This window comes from Candidatus Methylomirabilota bacterium (genome assembly GCA_036001065.1).
Taxonomy (GTDB): Bacteria; Methylomirabilota; Methylomirabilia; order Rokubacteriales; family CSP1-6; genus MNEF01.
The window spans coordinates 1-18,691 of the sequence record DASYUQ010000077.1 but is presented as its reverse complement, the minus strand read 5'-3'; the positions used below and the strand labels follow the sequence as shown (position 1 = coordinate 18,691).

Annotated in this window: 20 protein-coding genes and 1 pseudogene; 11 read left to right on the top strand and 10 right to left on the bottom strand. The window is 70.3% G+C overall.

Translation table 11 applies throughout. The features are described 5' to 3' along the window. Nucleotides 1-25 precede the first annotated feature (25 nt). Genes meaB through VGV13_06465 form a run of 5 tightly spaced genes read left to right on the top strand, consistent with a single transcriptional unit; the run spans nucleotide 26 to nucleotide 6,679 of the window. The gene (gene meaB / locus VGV13_06485) at nucleotides 26-1,021 is read left to right on the top strand and encodes a methylmalonyl Co-A mutase-associated GTPase MeaB (GenBank protein HEV8640725.1); all 996 of its coding nucleotides are present in this window, start codon (nucleotides 26-28) and stop codon (nucleotides 1,019-1,021) included. Continuing rightward, on the top strand, nucleotides 1,018-3,003 hold the full coding sequence (locus VGV13_06480) for a heterodisulfide reductase-related iron-sulfur binding cluster (protein HEV8640724.1): 1,986 nt from the start codon (nucleotides 1,018-1,020) through the stop codon (nucleotides 3,001-3,003). The genes meaB and VGV13_06480 overlap by 4 nt, the downstream gene beginning before the upstream one ends. Beyond that, complete coding sequence (locus VGV13_06475; protein ID HEV8640723.1) at nucleotides 3,000-3,347, top strand: DUF1232 domain-containing protein; 348 nt, start codon at nucleotides 3,000-3,002, stop codon at nucleotides 3,345-3,347. Before VGV13_06480 ends, VGV13_06475 begins: the two co-directional genes overlap by 4 nt. A 6-nt stretch (nucleotides 3,348-3,353) precedes the next feature. Continuing rightward, nucleotides 3,354-5,231: a CoA-transferase gene (locus VGV13_06470; GenBank protein ID HEV8640722.1), complete on the top strand. Its 1,878-nt coding sequence runs from the start codon at nucleotides 3,354-3,356 to the stop codon at nucleotides 5,229-5,231. Nucleotides 5,232-5,245: 14 nt separating this feature from the next. Continuing rightward, nucleotides 5,246-6,679: an OB-fold domain-containing protein gene (locus VGV13_06465; GenBank protein ID HEV8640721.1), complete on the top strand. Its 1,434-nt coding sequence runs from the start codon at nucleotides 5,246-5,248 to the stop codon at nucleotides 6,677-6,679. Between the two features lie 31 nt (nucleotides 6,680-6,710). Here VGV13_06465 and VGV13_06460 read toward each other — a convergent pair whose 3' ends face one another. From VGV13_06460 to VGV13_06450, 3 genes and pseudogenes are all read right to left on the bottom strand, one after another. Then, nucleotides 6,711-7,709, bottom strand: a complete 999-nt coding sequence (locus VGV13_06460; protein ID HEV8640720.1) for an IS481 family transposase — start codon at nucleotides 7,707-7,709, stop codon at nucleotides 6,711-6,713. A 244-nt stretch (nucleotides 7,710-7,953) separates the two neighbouring features. Continuing rightward, nucleotides 7,954-8,226: pseudogene (locus VGV13_06455) on the bottom strand (BON domain-containing protein). 472 nt (nucleotides 8,227-8,698) lie between these two features. After that, on the bottom strand, nucleotides 8,699-9,529 hold the full coding sequence (locus VGV13_06450) for a class I SAM-dependent methyltransferase (GenBank protein ID HEV8640719.1): 831 nt from the start codon (nucleotides 9,527-9,529) through the stop codon (nucleotides 8,699-8,701). On the opposite strand from VGV13_06450, the gene VGV13_06445 reads away from it, so the two are divergent. Further along, nucleotides 9,528-10,658, top strand: coding sequence for a peptidoglycan bridge formation glycyltransferase FemA/FemB family protein (locus VGV13_06445; GenBank protein HEV8640718.1), 1,131 nt, complete (start codon nucleotides 9,528-9,530; stop codon nucleotides 10,656-10,658). The two genes, VGV13_06450 and VGV13_06445, sit on opposite strands and share 2 nt — an antisense overlap. 55 nt (nucleotides 10,659-10,713) lie before the next feature. On the opposite strand, the gene VGV13_06440 is transcribed toward VGV13_06445, so the two are convergent. Together VGV13_06440 and VGV13_06435 are read right to left on the bottom strand one after the other, a co-directional pair. After that, entirely contained in the window at nucleotides 10,714-11,142 is a 429-nt protein-coding gene (locus VGV13_06440) for a hypothetical protein (protein ID HEV8640717.1), read from the bottom strand. Nucleotides 11,143-11,173: 31 nt separating this feature from the next. Then, a complete protein-coding gene (locus VGV13_06435; protein ID HEV8640716.1) occupies nucleotides 11,174-11,680 on the bottom strand; it encodes a DUF3568 family protein in 507 nt (168 codons plus the stop codon). 72 nt (nucleotides 11,681-11,752) lie between these two features. Between VGV13_06435 and VGV13_06430 the strand changes: the two genes are divergently transcribed. Further along, a complete protein-coding gene (locus VGV13_06430; protein ID HEV8640715.1) occupies nucleotides 11,753-12,199 on the top strand; it encodes a RidA family protein in 447 nt (148 codons plus the stop codon). Nucleotides 12,200-12,209: 10 nt separating this feature from the next. On the opposite strand, the gene VGV13_06425 is transcribed toward VGV13_06430, so the two are convergent. Then, nucleotides 12,210-12,476 (bottom strand): SDR family oxidoreductase, encoded by a 267-nt coding sequence (locus VGV13_06425; GenBank protein ID HEV8640714.1) that lies wholly within the window; start codon nucleotides 12,474-12,476, stop codon nucleotides 12,210-12,212. Nucleotides 12,477-12,730: 254 nt separating this feature from the next. Between VGV13_06425 and VGV13_06420 the strand changes: the two genes are divergently transcribed. From VGV13_06420 to VGV13_06410, 3 genes are read left to right on the top strand one after another with little or no spacing between them, the layout of a single operon-like run. Then, on the top strand, nucleotides 12,731-13,129 hold the full coding sequence (locus tag VGV13_06420) for a hypothetical protein (GenBank protein HEV8640713.1): 399 nt from the start codon (nucleotides 12,731-12,733) through the stop codon (nucleotides 13,127-13,129). A 25-nt stretch (nucleotides 13,130-13,154) separates the two neighbouring features. Then, nucleotides 13,155-13,355: a hypothetical protein gene (locus VGV13_06415; protein HEV8640712.1), complete on the top strand. Its 201-nt coding sequence runs from the start codon at nucleotides 13,155-13,157 to the stop codon at nucleotides 13,353-13,355. Beyond that, nucleotides 13,355-13,924, top strand: coding sequence for a PHP domain-containing protein (locus VGV13_06410; GenBank protein HEV8640711.1), 570 nt, complete (start codon nucleotides 13,355-13,357; stop codon nucleotides 13,922-13,924). Before VGV13_06415 ends, VGV13_06410 begins: the two co-directional genes overlap by 1 nt. Here the strand turns inward: VGV13_06410 and arsN2 are convergent. The 3 genes from arsN2 to VGV13_06395 all read right to left on the bottom strand — a co-directional run bounded on the left by arsN2 (nucleotide 13,921) and on the right by VGV13_06395 (nucleotide 16,589). Continuing rightward, nucleotides 13,921-14,379, bottom strand: coding sequence for an arsenic resistance N-acetyltransferase ArsN2 (gene arsN2, locus VGV13_06405; protein HEV8640710.1), 459 nt, complete (start codon nucleotides 14,377-14,379; stop codon nucleotides 13,921-13,923). The two genes, VGV13_06410 and arsN2, sit on opposite strands and share 4 nt — an antisense overlap. Nucleotides 14,380-14,395: 16 nt before the next feature. Continuing rightward, nucleotides 14,396-15,181 (bottom strand): DUF2182 domain-containing protein, encoded by a 786-nt coding sequence (locus VGV13_06400; GenBank protein HEV8640709.1) that lies wholly within the window; start codon nucleotides 15,179-15,181, stop codon nucleotides 14,396-14,398. 814 nt (nucleotides 15,182-15,995) lie between these two features. Continuing rightward, complete coding sequence (locus VGV13_06395; GenBank protein HEV8640708.1) at nucleotides 15,996-16,589, bottom strand: TetR/AcrR family transcriptional regulator; 594 nt, start codon at nucleotides 16,587-16,589, stop codon at nucleotides 15,996-15,998. Between the two features lie 19 nt (nucleotides 16,590-16,608). On the opposite strand from VGV13_06395, the gene VGV13_06390 reads away from it, so the two are divergent. Further along, nucleotides 16,609-17,439 (top strand): MqnA/MqnD/SBP family protein, encoded by an 831-nt coding sequence (locus VGV13_06390; GenBank protein HEV8640707.1) that lies wholly within the window; start codon nucleotides 16,609-16,611, stop codon nucleotides 17,437-17,439. A gap of 40 nt (nucleotides 17,440-17,479) precedes the next feature. Here the strand turns inward: VGV13_06390 and mqnC are convergent. Continuing rightward, the coding region (gene mqnC / locus VGV13_06385; GenBank protein ID HEV8640706.1) for a cyclic dehypoxanthinyl futalosine synthase at nucleotides 17,480-18,691 on the bottom strand (1,212 nt) is incomplete at its 5' end.

Sequence of the window (18,691 nt, the reverse complement as noted above, 5' to 3'; positions counted from 1 at the left end):
TACAATTCCGGGGACCCGTCGGCCGATGCCTGATCCGAAGACCCGCCCGCAGAAAATCGACGCGCTCGTCGAGCGCATGCTGGCCGGCGACCGGCTGGCGCTGGCGCGTCTCATCACCCACGTCGAGAACCGCAGGGAGGCGGTGCCCGCCATCATGCGCGCGATCCATCCGCGGGCGCAGGGCGCCTACGTCGTGGGCGTGACGGGGCCACCCGGCGCCGGTAAATCGACAGTCGTGGACCGGCTGACCGCGCTGCTCCGCGCGCGCGAGCAGACCGTCGGCGTCGTCGCCGTGGATCCGTCGAGTCCGTTCACGGGGGGCGCGGTGCTGGGCGATCGCATCCGCATGCAGGCCCACGCGCTCGACCCCGGCGTCTTCATCCGGAGCATGGCGACGCGCGGCGCCTTCGGCGGGCTGGCCCGCGCCACCGGCGACGTCATCAAGCTCCTGGCCGCGTTCGGGTTTCCGTGGATCCTCATCGAGACCGTGGGCGTGGGCCAGACCGAGCTCGACATCATGAAGCTCGCCGACACGACGGTGGTCATCCTGGTGCCGGAGTCGGGCGACGCCATCCAGACGATGAAGGCGGGCCTCATGGAGGCGGCCGACGTCTTCGTCGTCAACAAGGCCGACCGCACCGGCGCCCCCGCCCTGATGGCGGAGCTGAAGTTCGCCGCCCACCTGGCCTCCACCAGCCCCACCGCGCCGCGCGACGTCGACTGGGAGATCCCCGTGCTGGCGACGGAGGCCCAGAACAACGGCGGGATGGCCGAGCTGCTCGACACGGTCGTCGGCCACCGCGCAGCTCTGGAGGGAGCGGGCGCGCTGGCCGAACGGCGCCGGGCCCGGCGGCGCGACGAGTTCAAGAGTCTCCTGGTGGAGGAGTTCAGGGACAGCGTGGAGCGGATGCTGCGCTCGGGCGACCTGGCCCAGACGTTCGATCGGGTCGCCGACGGGCAGCTCGACCCGTACGCCGCCGCGGAGGTCGTTCTCGCCGTGCTATCGTTGGGACACTCATGACCGGACAGATTCCGTTCCGCGACACCTTCTGGAATGTTCCGGCCTGGGCTCAGATCGCGCTCTACGCCGGCGCCCTCGCGGCCGTCGCCGTCTTCGTCTACGGTATGTGGCAGCGCGTCCGGCTGTGGCGCGCCGGCCGCCCCCAGGACCGATTCGACCGGGTTCCCGAACGCGTCAAGCTCGTGCTGGTGCACGCGCTCGGCCAGGCCCGCACACTCTCCCAGGCCTATCCGGGGGTCATGCACGCGATCATATTCTGGGGCTTCCTCGCCCTTTTCATGGGCACCGTGCTGGCCACCATCGACTGGGACATCACGCTGCCGCTCTTCGACGTGAAGCTGCTCCAGGGGCCGTTCTACCTCTTCTACGAGACGGTGCTCGACCTCTTCGGGCTCTTCTTCGTCATCGGGCTCGGCATGGCGGTGGGGCGGCGCTTCGTCGCGCGCCCGGATCGCCTCGATCCCACGGCGCGCTTCGCCGGCGTGCTGGCCCTGCTCTTCGTGATCAACCTCACGGGCTTCATCATGGAGGCCTGCCGCCTGGCCGTCGTCGAGCCGGCGTGGGCGCCGTGGTCGCCGGTGGGCTGGGCGCTGGGGCGGACGATGCTGGCGGCCGGGATGTCGGAGGGCGCGTTGCGTGCGCTCCATCTGGGGACCTGGCTGTTCCACGCGGCGATCTCCCTGGCCTTCGTCGCCGTCATCCCCTACTCCTACTTCGTCCACCTCCTGACCACGCCGCTGAACATCTTCTTCTCGAAGCTCGGCCCCCGCGGCGAGATCCCCAAGATCGAGAACATCGAGGAGGCCGAGTCGTTCGGCATCTCGAAGCTCGAGGAGTTCTCGTGGAAGCGACGGCTAGACTTCGACGCGTGCGTGGAGTGCGGGCGCTGTCAGGCGGTCTGCCCCGCCTACATGGCGGGCACGGCGCTATCCCCCAAGCAGATCATCGTGAAGCTCAAGCGGCACCTGCACGGCGAGCTGCCCGGACCGATCCACGGCCAACTCATCAAGGCCGAGGAGCTGTGGGCGTGCACGACCTGCATGGCCTGCGTGCAGGAGTGCCCGGCCTTCATCGACATCGTCGACACCATCATCGACCTCCGCCGGTATCTGGCGCTGTCGGAGGGCGCTCTCCCGTCGACGGCGCCGCAATCGCTGCAGAACATCCAGCGGGCGGGCAACCCCTGGGGGCTGCCGGCCAGCGAGCGGCTGGCCTGGGCGCACGGGCTCGACGTGCCGCTCATGGAGCCGGGCAAAGAGGTCGAGTACCTCTACTGGGTCGGCTGCTCCGCCTCCTACGACAAGCGCAACCAGTCGATCGCGCGGTCCGTGGTGAGGATCCTCAAAGCGGCCGGCGTGTCCTTCGCGGTGATGCCGGAGGAGCGCTGCCACGGCGAGGTCGCGCGCCGGCTGGGCGAGGAGTACCTGTACCAGACCGTGCAGCAGGAGAACGTCGAGGCGCTGGGCCGGTACCGCTTCCGGAAGGTCCTCACCCACTGCCCCCACTGCTTCAACACCATCAAGAACGAGTTCCCCCAGTTCGGCGGCACCTACGAGGTGGTCCACCACTCGGTGGTCATCAACGAGCTGCTCGCCGCCGGCCGGATCAAGCCGAAAAAGGCCCTCGACGCGACGCTGGCCTTCCACGACTCCTGCTATCTCGGACGCTACAACGGCATCATGGAGGCGCCCCGGGCCGTGGCCCGCGCGCTTCCCGGTCTCCGGGTCATCGAGATGCCGCGCAACCGCGAACGCGGGCTCTGCTGCGGCGGGGGCGGGGGCCACATGTGGATGGAGGTGAAGTCCCGGAAGCGCGTCAACATCATCCGGGTGGAGGAGGCCCTGGAGACCGAGGCGACCATGGTGGGCACCGCCTGTCCCTTCTGCCTGGCGATGATCGACCTGGGCCGTAAGGTCAAGGGGGCCGAGGAGCGACTTCAAGTCAAAGATGTGAGCGAGCTGGTGGCGGAGAGCCTGGAGTGAAGGAGCTGCTGCGCGCGCTGCCCGACCTCGTACGGCTGATCGCCCGGCTCGTGGGCGACCCGGTACTGCCGCGCCCGGCCAAGATCGCCCTGGCCGCCGCGGCGGTCTACCTGGCCAGTCCCATCGACCTGATCCCCGACTTCATCCCGTTCCTGGGCTACCTCGACGATCTCCTGCTGGCGGCGATCATCCTCGACGGGATCCTCAACTACGTCGACCGCGCCCTGCTGCTCAAGTACTGGCCGGGGAGCGCCGCGTCGCTGGAGCGGCTGGCGCGGGCGGCCCACCTGCTGGCCGGCTGGGTGCCGGGTCGGATCAAGGCCCGCATCTTCTCACCACGCTAGGGAAAGATGCGCTCGGACTACGCGGAGCTGATCGGGCGACGCCTCGCGCTGCCGCCCACCGAAGGGCCGGACAAGGTGACGACCCTGGAGGAGGCGGTGCGGCGCCTGATCGCGCCGCGCCAGACCATCTACCTGGGCGCCGCCCACGGCCGCCCGAACGCGCTGGTGCGAGAGGTGATCCGCCAGTGGTGGGGCCGGAGGCCGGGCTGGACGCTGGCGATGACCGGGTTCGGCTCGCCCTGGACGGCGTTCGTCGTGGGCGGCCTCGTCGAGCGCCTCGTCACGACCTTCATCGGCGAGGGCTATCCTTATCCGACGCCCCAGCCGCTGGTCGGCCGCGCCGTGCTCGGCGGCCAGGTGGCCGTCCAGAACTGGTCGATGCTGACGATGCCGCTCAGGCTGATCGGGGGCGCGCTGGGCGTGCCCTTCATGCCCACGCGCTCGCTGCTCGGCTCCTCGATGGAGGAGGACAACGCGCGCGATGGCGATTTCCTCGCCGCCCCCGACCCGTTTTTTTCGGAGGGGGCGGACGTTACGGCCCCCTCCGAGATCCCTAGTCAGAGAGGGCCTCACGACCCCCTCCGAACCTCCCCATCGGAGGGTTGTGCCGGCGGAGCCGGCGCTCGAAGGGTCGGGTTCGTGCGCTCGCTCAAGCCGGATGTGGCGCTGTTTCACGCCTGGGCCGCCGACCGCGCCGGCAACGTCCTCGCCGCCGCGCCCCTCAACGAGAACTTCTACGCGGCGATGGCCGCCCGCGGGGGCGCCATCGTCAGCGTCGAGAAGGTCGTCTCGACCGAGTTCATCCGCCGCCACGCCCCGTTGGTGCGACTGCCGGGACAGTACGTCGCGGCCGTGGTGGAGGCGCCGTTCGGGGCCCATCCCGCCGGGATGTACGGCATGAACGTCGCCGAGCTGGAGGGATACGCGGAGGACCTCGACTTCATCCTCACGCTGCGCCGCGCCTTCCGGAAGCGCGAGACGGCGGAGGCCTGGATCAAGGAGTGGATGCTGGAGGTGCCGGACCAGGGGGCCTACGTCGCCCGGCTGGGCTACCAGCGGCTGATGGAGGTCAAGGGCCGCGCCCACACCGACGCCTGGGTCTGGGAGCTGGAGATGCTCGCGCCCGCCATTCCCGCCGACGGCGGCTTCACCGCAGCGGAGATGATGGTGGTGGCCGCGGCGCGCCTGCTCGGCGAGAAGGTGAGGGCGCGGGGCTATCGCGCCTTCCTGGCCGGCGTGGGCAACTCGAACCTGGCCGCCTGGCTCAGCGCCTACGAGCTGAAGGCCGCCGGCGTCGACGTGGAGCTGATGGCCGAGACGGGGATGGTCGGCTATCTGCCGCGCCCGGCCGAGCCGTTCGTCTTCTCGTTCCGCAACTTCCCGTCGTCCAAGATGCTCACCGACATCTTCCACGTTATGGGCATCTTCATGGGCGGGAGCGAGAACCGCTGCCTCGGCTCGCTGGCGGCGGGGCAGATCGACAAGCACGGCAACATCAACTCGACCATCGTGCCGGGGACCCTGTACATCACGGGCTCGGGCGGAGCCAACGACATCGCCTCGTCGGCGCGGGAGGTCGTCGTGACGCTGGCCCAGAGCCGGGAGCGCTTCGTCGACAAGGCGCCGTACATCACGGCGCCGGGCACGCGCGTCACGACCGTCGTGTCGGACCGGGGCGTGTACGAGAAGCCCGACGAGAGCTCCGAGCTGATCCTGACGGGCGTCCTGGCGGGGCCGCCCGAGGCGGAAGCCGTCCGGGCTGCGCGGGAGGCGTGCGGCTGGGAGCTGAAGGTCGCCCCGGCCCTGCGGCGCTTCGATCCCCCGACGCCGGACGAGCTGCGGCTCATCCGGCTCTTCGATCCGAGGCGGTATTTCCTTGGATAGTGGAGACATCACCCATGGCTGATCCGAAGATCGGTCTCGTGAGCGTGGGGGGCTACGTGCCGCGCTACCGGCTGTCGGGCCAGACGGTCGCGCAGGTGTGGGGCGGGGGCGGCGGCGGGCGCGCCGTGGCCAACTACGACGAGGACGCCCTTACCATGGCCTGCGAGGCGGCCCTCAACGCCATCGGCGCGCGCGCCGTCTCCGGCATCGGCGCCTGCTTCTTCGCCTCGACCTCCGCGCCCTACGTCGAGAAGTCCAGCGCCACGCTTCTGGCCAGCGTCGTCGACCTGGGGGCGGGCGTGCTCACTGCCGATCTCGGGGGATCGCTCCGCTGCGGCACCACCGCGCTCCGTCTGGCGCTCGACACGGTGCGGGCGGGCTCGGCGGCCGAGGCGCTGGTGGCGGCGGCGGACATGCGGCCGGTCGCGCCCGGCGGCGAGCTGGAGATGCTCGTGGGCGACGGCGCCGGCGCGGCGCTGATCGGGACCGCCGACGTCATCGCCTCCTTCGAGGGAGCATTCACGGCCAGCCACGAGTTCACCGATTTCTGGCGCAACGATGGCGAGCGCTACGTCCAGTCACTGCCCGATCTGACGTTCATCAAGGCTCACGGGCTCGACAAGCACATCCCCGAGGCCATCGACGGGCTCCTCCGGAAAACGGGTCGGAAGCGGGAGGACGTCGCCAGGCTCGTGCTCTACGGCCCCGATGCCCGCACCCACGCGGCGCTGGTCCGCCAGCTGAAGTTTCCCGAGGCCGCGGTGCCCGGGGAGCCCGTCATCGGGCGGGCCGGCAACACGGGTGCCGCCTCCTGCCTGCTGGAGCTGGCCTCCGTCATGGAGGAGGCGAAGCCTCACGATCAGATCCTGGTGGTGTCGTACGGCAACGGGGCGGAGGCGTTGCTCTTCGAGGCGACGGATGCGATCGCTGGCTTCCGCCCCCCGCGGCCCGTGGGCGGGCAGCTCGCCGCCGGCCGGGCGCTCGGGCATTACGGCAAGTTCCTGCGATTCCGCCGCCACGTCGACACCGAGGTCATCCGCTCGTTCTCGAGCGTCCCGACGCTGGTGCGGGAGGAACGGCAGAACCTTCGGCTCTACGGCCAGAAGTGCGCCGACTGCGGCGCCGTGAACTACCCGCAGCGCCACCTGTGCTGGCAGTGCTCGTCCAGCCGGCTCACCGACCACAAGCTCTCCCGGCAGGGCAAGGTCTTCACGTTCACGAAGGACCATCTGGTGCCGAATCCCGACCCGCCCACCGTCATGGCCGCGGCCGACCTCGAGGGCGGCGGGCGCTTCTACGCCCAGGTCACCGACTGCGATCCGGCGGCGGTCGGCTTCGACATGGCCGTCGAGCTCTGCTTCCGCCGCATCCACGAGGGCGAGGGCTACGTGAACTACTTCTGGAAGTTTAGACCTCTGCTAGGCTGTCCAGACTCGAAATGGTGTTGACACTTTCGGCGTCCCAGAGCGTGTCATGGAATTAGCGATGCGCCGCCGCGGCGCCGTGGAACAGCGCCGAGGGCGGTTGGCCCCGGAGGCGGTAGCCCTGATGGGGTCGCTGGTCGTTATAGAAGCGCATGAACTCGGCCAGACTTCGCGCGAGCGCCGCACGGCTGGTGAAGTAGCGGCGACGAAACTGCACCCGCCAGTGTTCCTGGAGAATGGTGCCCTGCAGCCGCTCGACGAACCCGTTCGTCCATGGATGGCGCGGCTGGGTGCGCGTGTGCCGGAGGCCGAGCTGCCGGCAGGCGTCATCGAACGCCCCCTGGAACTCGCCGCCGCCGTCCGTGAGCACGCGCAGCAGGGGCCAGCCCGCGCGCCGATAGAGCGGCACGAGGATGTCGCGGAGGAACGCCGCCGCAGCGGCCGCGGAGAAGGCCGGCAGCAGCCACGCCGCCCCGTAGGAGCAGGCCGCGTCGCACGCCGTGATCTGCCAGACCTTGCCCACCCCCTTGAGCTGGCCGATGTAGAACGTGTCGAGGCACACCAACTCGCCGGGCTGCTGCGCCTCGACGTGGCGCGTCCGGCCGTGGCGCGCCCGCCAGAGCCGCCGGCGGGTGCGCTCGGTCAACAGCCCGACCGTGTGCGCCGCCTGGTGCTCGAGGACCGTGAGCCGGGCGCGGCGCGTCGCCAAGCCCGCCCGGCGCAACACGCGCTGCACCGTGCTCGGCGCGACGCGGAGCTTCCAACGGTGCGCCAGGTCGGCGGCAATCCGCCCACAGCCCCAGGTCCCCGCACTGAGCGCGACGCTCACGATCAGCCGCTCGACCTCGGGCGCCAGCTGCACCGGCCGGCCGCGCTGGGCGTGGCGGCGGCGCGGATGCAAGCCGTCGGCCCCATAGCGCTCGAGCCGCTTCCGCCAGCGGTAGAACACCGTGCGGGAGATCCCCACTTCGCGGCAGGCCGCGCTCACGCCCGCCTCTTGCGCACGCCGCATGACGCGCAGCCGCAGTCCGAGTATGCTGTCGTCCAGGGTCATCGGTCGATCCTCCCAAAGTGGTCCCTTGCAGGGGGTTGTCACTCTGGGAACGATAGGCCAGATGGCCCTCTTCGTTTCGAGTCTGAAGTGTCAACACTATTACGACTCGGGACATGCTAGGCAGCTGATTTCGCGGCGGGCATCGCACCGGAGTAGTTACGCCGCGGGGAGGCCAGCGGCGCGCTGGTGGCCCGGGGCCTCACAGGGCCCCGGGCCACGGAGTGGGGAGTGGTCGAACCGCTGGTTAGGGCATGATCGAGAGGCGGTTCTCCACGTGGGAGACTCCGGGCGCCGCCCAAGCCGCGCGCTCGGCCTCCTTGCTCTCCGCCCACGAGCGCACGCTGCCCCGGAGCGTGACCTTACCACCGGAGACCTCCACGGTGATTCGGCGGGCGTCCATCTCCGCGCTGCGCTTGAGCGCATCCTCGATACTCATCTTGATGTCGCTCGGGGTCACGCGAGGCTTGACCATGATCAGGTTGCTGACCCCCTTCACCCCGACGAGGTGGCGGCCCAGAGCCCGGGCCGGGGCAAGGGCGCGACCTTCAGCGTCCGGCTGCCGCTCTCCCTGCCCGAGCTCGGGCGGGAGCGGAGCGACCGCATCTGTCCTCCGGCGGGAGGACGATGGAGACTCCCTGGAGCTGGGCCGATCGGTCCTGGGCGATGCCGGCGCCGAGGTGATGACGTTCACATCCGCCGCCGGCGCGCTCGACGCGGTGCGGTGGTGGAAGCCCGATGTGCTGGTGTCCGACGTCGAGATGCCGGAGGTCGACGGCTACGCCCTCATCCAGCGCCTCCGCTCGTTGCCGGCCTCCGAGTGGGGCAAGACTCCGGCCGTGGCCCTCACCGCCTATGGCCGGGTGGAGGATCGGATGCGCTCGCTGGCGGCGGGATTCCACATGCACGTGGAGAAGCCGGTCGATCCCGCCGAGCTGACGATCGTGATTGCGAATCTGGTAGGGCAGGGGTTCAGCTGGCGTCCCGTCAGTTCACGGTTGCGCGGGACTGCCCCGGGGCGACCAGGGGCTCGCGTAGATCGCCACGTCGTCGCCGACGTAGAACGTCCGCAGCGCCGGGCTCCCCTCGAACACGTGTCGCAGCTTCGGGTAGTAGTAGACCACGACGATCGGGCGGGGGCGCCCGGCCAGTGAGTGCTCGATGTTCTTCAGGCACCGGGCGAGGACCGGCTCGTCGAAGGGGTTGTAGAGGTAGACGACCAGCGGCGCCCCGGGCAGCTCGAACGTCGCGGCGTCGCCGAGCACCGACTCGATGCGAGCGCATCGCCGCGGGCTCCGGAAGCATCGCAGGTTGTCCTGGGCCACCCGCTCGAGCTCCCGCGAGAGCTCCACGCCGACGATCCTCTGGAACGGGAACTGCGCGGCCAGGAGCAGCGCGCGTCCCAGGCCCGACCCGAGATCCACGAATGCGAAGTCCTCGAAGCGGATCGGTAGCGAGCGGATGATCTCGGTGAAGCGCTCGGGAGGCGAGGGCTGGTGGCGGAAGCCGAAGGGTGCGCTCGGCCCCTCCACCCGGAGCTCGCTGAGGTCGACGATAGCGCTCGTGGTCACCTCGTGGAACCGATCGAACTCCGACGCCTCTCGCCTGGCGCGGCGGCGCGCGGGAGTGAACTCCGCGAGGTACCGGTACTTCTTCAGCCCGACTCTCACCGTCCCCGCCCACCCTTCGCGCTGGATGAGCAGGCGCAGCTTGCGCAGAAGAATGGCGAGGGACTTGGCCCACCCGCCGATCTCTGGGTCGACCGGTGAGCGCAGACGCCCGGGAGGCACACCGGGTGAATGGCACAAGCTATGCCAGTTCATGCCATCCGTGGAGACGCGCCCGACCGCCGAGGGGCTCGAGATCCGGACGATCAGCCAGCGCAAAACCTGGAACGACCTCGTGCAATCGTTTGCCGCCTACGATCTCAGGCAAGGCTTCGAGTGGGGCGAGATGCGACGGGAGCAAGGATGGCGGATCCGCCGCTTCGCCGTCTTCGGCGATGGCGTGTGTCTGGCCGCCGCCTCCCTCCAGTATCGCCAGCTGCCGCCGCTGGGCGCGATCATCTACGCGCCCCGCGGGCCGCTGTGGCGCCCGGAGATGCCCACGGGCCTGGCGAGCCTCCTCGACAACATCCGGCGCTTCGCCGCCGCCATCGGCGGCATCTCCCTCCGGGCCAGCCCCGGAATCCCGGACGACCAGGAGCGAGTCGCCGCCCAGCTCCGCGAGCACGGCTTCCGCCCTCTCGCCGACATGTGGTCGACCTGGAACGTCCCGCGCCACATCCAGATGCTCGACCTGACACCCGACGAGGCCGAGCTGCTCAGGGGAGTGCGCGAGCGCTACCGCCGCTACATCCGCAACGTCGGCCGCAAGGAGATCAGCATCGAGCAGGGACAGAGCGAGGATGACCTGGCCGCGTTCCACCGGCTCCTGCAGAAACTCGGCCGGCTGAAGCAGTTTCCCGTGCGCGAGTTCGGCCATTACCAGAGGCTCTTCGACCGCTACGCCCACCACGGCGACGCGCTCCTGCTGCTGGCGCGCACGGAGGCCGACGTCGTCGGGGGCCTGCTGGCCTTCCGCCTGGGCCGGCGCGTTTACGTCCACGCCTCGTCGGTACGGGCCGACGGCCCCCGGCCCCTGCACGGCGTGGCGCCCGCGCTCTTCTGGGACTGCATTCGCCGGGCGAAGACCTCGGGCGCGCAGCTGATCGATTTCGGCTCCAGCGGGGTCGGCAAGGTGCCCGACCCCAGCCACCGGAACTACGGGCTGTTCCAGTTCAAGGCCGGGCTCGGCTGCCGGTTCGTCTCCTGCCTGCCGTACCAGGATCTCGTCTTCCGGCGGCTCGCCTATCGAGCCTTCCGCCGTGCCGAGACCAGCCTGCTGCCGCGGGTCCACCGCCTGCTGGCCCGCGCCCCCGCCCTCATCGGAGTCATCAAGAGAGCGGTGTGATACGCAAATCGGTGCGCATCCGGGTGCAGCGTCTTACTCTCTCCGACCCACCGATTTACTGCTTGGCTCTGAAGTAGGTCGGGATCAGCGTCCATTGGTAGATGTTGCCCACGGGCCGTACGCCCCAGTGCTCGTGGACGATGAACCCGGTCGTCGTTTCCGTCACGCGGTAGCTCGGCAGGGTCACCTCCCGCGGCTCGGCGGTCGACGGCAGCGAGCCTGGCTGGACGACCTCGATCGGGAGCACCACGGAGCGCGCCGGCACCTCGAAGTCCCCGATCGGCAGCCCGACTGTGCCCACGTGGAAGCGGTCCCAGGGCTGCGCCGGGTGGGAGTCGTTGAACGGATGCGGCGCCGTTCCGAACGGGGCGGGCAGAGGCTGCCCGGGCGGCAGGGCGGGCGTGTTGGGCACGCCGATCTGAGCGTGGGCGGTGGTCCCGGCGGTTGCCAGGAGAACAGAAACGACGAGAGCGACGACTTTCATGGTTGATCTCCCGGTGGCCGGCCGCGCGCGTTCAGCGCGGCGGGCCGCAACGACATTCGCAGCAGGCCGGCGCGGGGGTGGCGGCCTCGTGGGCCAGCGCCGAGGCCTCGTCGAGCGTGCGCTCGGTCTGGGCGATGATCTCGCTGGCCGTGGCCCGGTCGGATCGCAGGAGGTCGCGCCTGACGGCCAGGCGCATGCGCGTGGTCGAGCGGGTGAGGGGCTCGAGTCTGACGTTGATCGTGCGCTGCCTGGCCGTCGCGACGATCTCCTGCCCCTTCGCCGTGCTCCGCTCGCTCTGGAGCTCGAGGTCCATTCGCGTCAGCGTGGCTCTGGTCGCCTCGTGCAGCCGGTCGAGGGGGACGGTGAAGGTCCGGTAGGCCACCCCGCCCAGGCGGTACTCGGTTCCGGCCTTGACGACGGCTCCCGCACCCTCCCCCATCGCGGCGAGGGCCACGGCGCCCCCCGTCACTCCCAGGGCCGCGCAGCCCTGGAGCAGGAGGGCGATGATCAGCAGACCCGGTGCGCGAGCGTAACGCATGAGCGGCTCGGGCGCTCGACGGTGCAGGGGCGGTGCCATCCATCAGTGACCCTCTGGTAAGATACCGGCGCCATGCCTGTCAAGCGCGTCTCCATCAACCTGGCCAAGGACAGATCGCGCGGGATCGATGCCCTTCAGGGCACCAACGTGCCGGCGGTCTTCTCCGACGCGGTGCGCGTCCAGTTGCCGGACTGCTCGATGCTCTTCATCTCCGGGATGGTCGGAACCGACGAGGACGGGAAGGTGGTGGGTCGGACGATGCGCGAGCAGACCCGGCAGGTGCTGGAGAAGATCAAGACGGTGCTCGCGCGCGAGGGTGGCACGATGGACGACATCGTGCGCGTTCGGGTCTACGTGACCCAGCTCGACCAGCAGTCGCTGCGCGAGATCCACGAGGTCCGCTCGGGCTACTTCAGCGAAGGAAAGTATCCGGCCAGCACGCTGGTCCGCGTGGATCAGCTCATCCGGGATGGCGCGTTGATCGAGATCGACGCCGACGCCGTGATCGCCACCGGCTGACCCCACGGCGCTAGTTGCCCATGACCAGGCCCCCGTCGATGTTGATGGCCTGGCCCGTCACATAATCCGAGTCGTCGGAGGCCAGGAAGGCCACCAGCCCGGCGACGTCGTCCGCCGTTTCCGGCCGGCCCAGCAGGATCGTGGCCGTCCGGCGCCTCCAGGCCTCGCCCCGCGGCCAGCTCTCGAGCGCGCTCCACTCGGCGTCCAGCTTTTCCCACAGCGGTGTGTCCACCACGCCCGGGCAGACGCAATTCGACGTGATCCGGTGCGGCGCCAGCGATTGGGCGCCGACCGCGTGATGCTGACCACGGCGGCCTTGGACGCCGCGTAATGAGCGGTGAGCGGCAGGCCGCCCCGGTAGGTGGCCACCGACGCGGTCTGGATCAGCCCGTCCGCCCAGCTGCCTCGTTCGCCGAGGCCATCGATTCCCTCCGTGATGGAGTCTTGTGATCGTGCAGGCGTCCGATCATGCATCGGCTCGCGGCGGGAGTATGGCGCGGAGGCAGTGGCGGACTCTGGTAAGATCGATTCATGGGGACCCTCGTCACGGCTCTGGTCATCGTGCTGGCGGCGCTCCTGGCCGCGCCGGCGGCGGCCCAGCAGGTCGACATCACGGCTCCGGCGCCGGAGCGGGCGCGCGAGCCCGTGTTGGTTCCGCCTGGCGATCATTACCAGGCGACGCGCCCGAGCGATGCCGACTACTATCTGGACACGCCGCGCGTCCGCCACGATCCCACGTTCATCGGTCCGCTCTCCTCGAAGACCGAAGGCCCCGGGGGCCCGGGACGGGTGGGGCTCGCCGGCTGGACCTCACCGAACACGCCGGTCGGCGCGGCCCAGACGGGTCGTCGCGAGGTGACCGGGTGGTTTGCCCTCGGCTTCGCGTTCGAGTGGGGCGGTCCGCCGCCCGCCAAGCGACCCGCACGCTGAGCGGTCGATCCAGCCTCCCGGAACCGTGCTGCAAGGCTGGCTGAGCGATCTGGACGGGATCGGCGAGGCCGGCGGCATCGCCACCTTCACGTTCTATCCCCAGATCATCGGCCGCCCCTCGCGGCTGGCGTGCCTGCGCGCACTGATCGAGCACGCGCGGCAGCGGCCGGGCCTCTGGATCGCCCGGCTGGACGAGGTGGGCGCGCACTGGCGGAGCCGCGGCTGATGGCGCTGCTCAGGGGCAATCTCCATGCCCACACGACGTTCTCGGACGGCGTGCTGGCGCCTCACCACCTGATCGAGGAGTACGAGCGGCTCGGCTACGACTTCCTCGCCATCACCGATCACGACGACCATATCGGCGACGCCTACTGGCAGGCGCTCCAGCGACTGGCGCCCAGGCTCCTGCTCTTCCACGGCGTGGAGCTGAGCTACCAGCCCTTCCCGCAGCACGTCGGCAAGGTGATGGGGGAGCGCGAGACCCTCTACGTGCTGAACCATCCCGCTCGCTACAAGCTCTCCGTGGAGGAGACGCTGGCGCGCATCGAGCGCATCCGGCGCGACGGCCTGCCGCTGGAGGCCATCGAGGTGACCGACACCGGGCTCTACCGGCCGCTCTACCACGCAGAGACGATCCCGCTCGTGAAGGTCGCCACCGACGACTCCCACCGGCCGGTGCACTTCGGGCGGGCCTGGGTCGAGGTGGACGCCCCCCGCGACCGCGACGCCATCATCCGCGCGATCCGGGCCGGCGACTTCCGGCTCGGCTTCCGCGAGCCGGACCTGCCCGACTAGAGATCGAGCCGCAGGCAGACGGCCGAGTCGGGACAGGCCGTCGTGAACTCCACGGACCGACGGACCGTGGGATCGGCCTCGTCGCGCCGGAGGGGTTTGAACCCGAAGCGCGGGAAGAAGCCCGCCGCGGTCTCGGTCAGGAGAAAGACCCGCCGCACGCCCTGCGCGCGCGCCTCCTCCAGCAGCCGCTCGGTGAGGGCCTGGCCCAGCCCCCACCGCCGATGCGCGGGCGCCACCACCAGCGAGCGGAGCAGCAGCGCGCTCTGTCCGTAGCGCTCCCAGCCCACCGCGCCGACGATCCGCTCGCCCTCCCGCGCGACCAGGAAGTTCTCGAAGTGCTCGGCCACGCCGTCGCCGGGCAGGGAGGCCTGGCCCAGCAGCGCGAGCACGGGCTCGAGATCCCGGGGGCGCGCGCGCACGATGCCTGCGTCGGCGGCGCGGCGCCCAGCGCTCACTTCCGCCATTCCCCCTTCAGGGGCTCCCTCGAAGGGAGGCGATACCCCAGAGGATCAACCCGAGCCCGGTGACCCAACTGATCGCGCGACCGGCCGGGAGCACCTTCTCGAGCAGTACGAACACGGTGATGGCGGCCACCCAGGCCAGGTTCATGACGCCGCCCACGAAGAGCAGCGTCATGAGCACCCAGCAGCAGCCCAGGCAGAAGAGCCCGTGGCGCAGCCCCATCACCAGCGCGCCGAGGTCGCCGTCGCGCCACTCGGAGAGCAGGAAGCCCAGCGGCGTCCGGCAGCGCGCGAGGCACGCGTACTTGAGCGGCGTGAGCTGGTAGATGCCGGCGGCGATGAGCACCGCGGCGCCGACGACGGGCGCCACGGTCAACGCATCATCGCTCAGCAGCGCCGCCGCCTGGAGTCCCCACTGCGCGGTCGCCGCCGTCAGGCTGAATCCGCCCCACACCAGGAGATAACCGAGCGTGAAGAGCCCGGTGCTGACGAGCGGTGTACCCGCCCCGACGGAGTGATCGGCCCGGCGCTTGCGGTTGACGGTGGTGAAGACGAGCAGCATCGGGGCCGCGCCGGGCAGCATCATGGCCGCCATCATGACCGTCCACATCGCCGCGGTGAGCGCAGCGTCGGCGAGGGTCCACGCCTGCACGTGCGCCATGGCCATGGCCGCCATGCTCGCCATCTCCTGGCTGAGCCGGAACAGATAAAGCCAGGCCAGCCCCACGATGCCGGCCAGCCCGGCCAGCGTGAGCGCTCGCTCCCGACGTGCCACCGCCTCGATCCAGCGGTCCAACCCGGTCGCTCCTAGGCGTGCGCGGCTGTGCGGCGCGCGATGTTGCTGGCGGTCGGCGTCGTGCCCACGAAGAGACCTCCTCCGGCCGAGCGGTGCGGCGGTATGGTAGCACGTACCGGGGCTGGCGCCGGCGCCCCCGCCTGCGCAGAATGAGGCCGTGCGCCACGCCGGGGTCCTGCTCCTCGTCGCTCCCCTGCTCGCCGGGGGCTGCCTGGGGCCGATTGCGGTGCTCTACCCGCCGGAGCTCCAGGACCGGCCCACGGCGATCTGGGTCGTCGAGCACGGCTGGCACACCGGGATCGTCGTCACGCGGTCGGACATCTCCTCCGCGCTCTGGCCCGAGCACAACGACTTCAGCGACTCGCGGTATCTCGAGGTGGGATGGGGCGACCGGGAGTTCTATCAGGCTCCCGACGGTGGGAGCCGGTTGGCGCTCAGAGCCGCGCTCGTTCCCGGCCACAGCGTCCTGCACGTCGTTGGCTTCGACCCGCCGGTCGGTGCGTACTTCGCCGGCAGCGAGGTTGTCGAAGTGCGCCTTTCGCGGCGCGGGTTCGACGAGCTCACCCGATTCATCCACACGAGCTATGCGCGCGACGCCGACGGCCGGGCGGTGAAGCTCGGTCGCGGCCTCTATGGCCGAAGCCAGTTCTACCTCGCGACGGGCACCTACTTTCTGCTTAACACCTGCAACAACTGGGTGGCGCGGGCGCTCCGGGCGGCCGGCTGCCCGATCACGCCGGCCTGGGCGATGACGGCCGGCAACGTGATGGACCAGGTGCGCTGGTTCGGGCGGTCGATCCGAGAACGACCCGGATCAGGACGGCGCGGCGCCGATCGAGCGCAGCAGCAGCCTGGTCAGCGTGGGGATGGTGCCGGGCAGGTCGGTGACGCGTCCGTGCAGCCACTGGATGACGACCTCGTTGATGGCGCCGAGCCACGCCAGCGTCGCCACGCGAGTGTCGAGGGCGGGAATCGAGCCCTCCCGCTGCGCCTCGTCGAGGTACCCGTGGATCAGCGCGGCGAACCGGTCGTGGACTTCGGCGCGCTTGGCCTCCCACGTCGGGCCCAGGCCGGCGGCCTCGAGCAGGATGAGCCGCGCCAGCCGCTCGTTGCCCGCGAAGGTGGCCAGCGCGGCGCTCAGCGCGCCCTCCACCTTGGCGAGCGCGCCGCGGCGCTCGGCGATGGCCGCCGCCACCGCGGTCGCCAGCCGCTCGGCGAAGCCGTCGGCCAGGGCCAGGAAGACGGCCTCCTTGTTCGGGAAGTGGTGATAGACGGCGCCCTTGGAAGTGCCGGAGGCGCGCACGATGTCGTCCACCGTCGCCCTGTGGTAGCCTTTGCCCGCGAATACGCTCAGGGCGGCGTCCAGAATCCGGTCGCGTGTCGCGGTCTTACTCGTCGCCGGTGACATCGCTCGGGAGGAGCGCTGGATGCAGACGGTGCGGATAGGCCACAGCCCCGACCCCGACGACGCGTTCATGTTCTACGCGCTGACGGCGGGCAAGGTGCGGATCCCCGGCGTGCACGTCGAGCACGTGCTCGACGACATCGAGTCGCTGAACCGCCGCTCGCGCGCCGCCGAGCTGGAGGTCACCGCGGTGTCGGCCGCCACCTACACGCTCGTGGCCGACCGCTACCGGCTGATGGACCCGGGCGCCTCGATGGGCAAGGGGTACGGCCCCATTCTCGTGGCGCGGGAGCCGATCGATCCGAAGGAGATTCCCGAGCGCGTCGTGGCCATTCCCGGCAGTCACACCACGGCCGCCCTGCTGCTGCGCCTCTACGTTCCCGAGGAGCCGCCGCTGATCGAGGTGGCCTTCGACAAGATCCCTCAGGCCGTCCTCGAGGGACAGGCCGATCTCGGGCTCTTGATTCACGAGGGCCAGATCACCCACCAGCAGATGGGGCTCGTGAAGGTGCTCGACCTTGGCCAGGCCTGGGCCCGCGACACCGGGCTGCCGCTGCCCCTCGGCGTGAACGTCATGCGCCGCGATCTTGGCGAGGCCACGCATCGGGCGCTCTCGCAGGCCCTGCGGGACTCGATCGCCTGGGCGCACGCGCACGTGGACGAGGCGCTCGAGTACGCGATGCGCTACGGCCGCGGCATCGACAAGGCAACCTGCCGGCGGTTCGTGCTGATGTACGTGAACGACTACACGCTGGCGCTGGGCGCCGAGGGTCGCGCCGCGCTGGAGCGGCTCTTCGCCATGGCGCACGCGCGCGGCCTCATCCCGGCCGTCCCTCCCATCGACCCTGTCTAGGCGCTGGTTTCGGAAGGGGGGCGGAGCCCGCCTCCGAGGATTAGAAGGTGCGGAGAATCTCGTAGGTGGTGGCGCGCTGGGCGGGGGTGAAGCCCGCCTCGCGGATGAGCGTGACGATCTCGTCGACGGTGATCGTGTTCACGTAGTCGGCGGCCCGGTGGACGTTCTCCTCGAAGAGGGTGCCGCCCCAGTCGTCGGCGCCGAAGTGCAGGGCGATCTGGCCGGCGTGCTTGCCTTCGGAGAACCACGAGGCCTGGATGTGATCGAAGTTGTCGAGGTAGAGCCGGGCCACCGCCAGCATGCGGAGATACGCGTTCGGGCCCTTGTAGCGCTTGATCCACTTCTCCAGGAGCGTGTTGCCGGGCTTGAACGACCACGGCACGAACGCCGTGAACCCTCCGAAGACATCTTGCAGCTCGCGGATGGCGTCGAAATGGTCGAGCAGGTCGTCGACTCCCTCCACGTGCCCGTACATCATCGTGGCCGTGCTCTTGAACCCCCGGCGATGCGCCTCGCGGTGGACCTCGAGCCACGCCGCCGGCCCGCCCTTCTTCGGCGCGATCCGCTTGCGGACGCGCTCGGAGAGGACCTCGGCCCCGCCACCGGGCAGGGTGCGCTGCCCGGCCTCCCAGAGCCGGTCGAGCACGTCGCCCACCGTCAGCGACGCCACCTGTCCCACCGTCTGGATCTCCGAGGCCGTGAAGAAGTGGGGGGTGACCTGGGGGAAGCGCTGCCGCGTCTCGCGCACGATCGAGAGGTAGTAGTCGAGGGGAAGCTCCGGGTTGTGGCCGCCCTGGAGGAGCACCGTGGTGGCGCCCTGCGCCGCCGCCGACTCGACCTTGGCCAGCACCTCCTCGACGGTGAGCGTCCACGCCTCCGGGTCGCCGGGCTTCCGGTAGAAGGCGCAGAACTGACAGTCGGTCACGCAGACGTTCGTGTAATTCGGATTCGAGTCGATGACGAACGTCACGACCTTGTCGGGGATGCGCGCGAAGCGGACGTCGTTCGCCATCGCGCCCACCTCGAGCAGGGGCGCCTCGGCCAGGAGAAAGCGCCCCTCCTCGCGATCGAGTCGCTTGCCGTGGAGGACCTTGTCGCGGATACGGTCGAGCGATCGAGGGGCGGCCCGGGCTTCCCGGGTCGCCCCGAGCGACGGGGGGGCGTGGGGGGCCCTGTCGGGGCCCCCCGGCACAGCCGGGGTGCCCCTCGATTCTCCGCGCAGTGCCGGTCGGGGCGACGCCGTCCGCGCCAA

What these genes read in the sequence shown, in the direction of transcription:
- VGV13_06395 (HEV8640708.1), bottom strand. Translation starts at nt 16,589, where the DNA reads ATGTCACCGGCGACGAGTAAGACCGCGACACGCGACCGGATTCTGGAC.
- VGV13_06435 (HEV8640716.1), bottom strand. Translation starts at nt 11,680, where the DNA reads ATGCGTTACGCTCGCGCACCGGGTCTGCTGATCATCGCCCTCCTGCTC.
- VGV13_06410 (HEV8640711.1), top strand. Translation starts at nt 13,355, where the DNA reads ATGGCGCTGCTCAGGGGCAATCTCCATGCCCACACGACGTTCTCGGAC.
- VGV13_06465 (HEV8640721.1), top strand. Translation starts at nt 5,246, where the DNA reads ATGGCTGATCCGAAGATCGGTCTCGTGAGCGTGGGGGGCTACGTGCCG.
- VGV13_06470 (HEV8640722.1), top strand. Translation starts at nt 3,354, where the DNA reads ATGCGCTCGGACTACGCGGAGCTGATCGGGCGACGCCTCGCGCTGCCG.
- VGV13_06445 (HEV8640718.1), top strand. Translation starts at nt 9,528, where the DNA reads ATGCCATCCGTGGAGACGCGCCCGACCGCCGAGGGGCTCGAGATCCGG.
- meaB (HEV8640725.1), top strand. Translation starts at nt 26, where the DNA reads ATGCCTGATCCGAAGACCCGCCCGCAGAAAATCGACGCGCTCGTCGAG.
- VGV13_06460 (HEV8640720.1), bottom strand. Translation starts at nt 7,709, where the DNA reads ATGACCCTGGACGACAGCATACTCGGACTGCGGCTGCGCGTCATGCGG.
- VGV13_06440 (HEV8640717.1), bottom strand. Translation starts at nt 11,142, where the DNA reads ATGAAAGTCGTCGCTCTCGTCGTTTCTGTTCTCCTGGCAACCGCCGGG.
- VGV13_06390 (HEV8640707.1), top strand. Translation starts at nt 16,609, where the DNA reads ATGCAGACGGTGCGGATAGGCCACAGCCCCGACCCCGACGACGCGTTC.
- VGV13_06480 (HEV8640724.1), top strand. Translation starts at nt 1,018, where the DNA reads ATGACCGGACAGATTCCGTTCCGCGACACCTTCTGGAATGTTCCGGCC.
- VGV13_06450 (HEV8640719.1), bottom strand. Translation starts at nt 9,529, where the DNA reads ATGAACTGGCATAGCTTGTGCCATTCACCCGGTGTGCCTCCCGGGCGT.
- VGV13_06430 (HEV8640715.1), top strand. Translation starts at nt 11,753, where the DNA reads ATGCCTGTCAAGCGCGTCTCCATCAACCTGGCCAAGGACAGATCGCGC.
- VGV13_06420 (HEV8640713.1), top strand. Translation starts at nt 12,731, where the DNA reads ATGGGGACCCTCGTCACGGCTCTGGTCATCGTGCTGGCGGCGCTCCTG.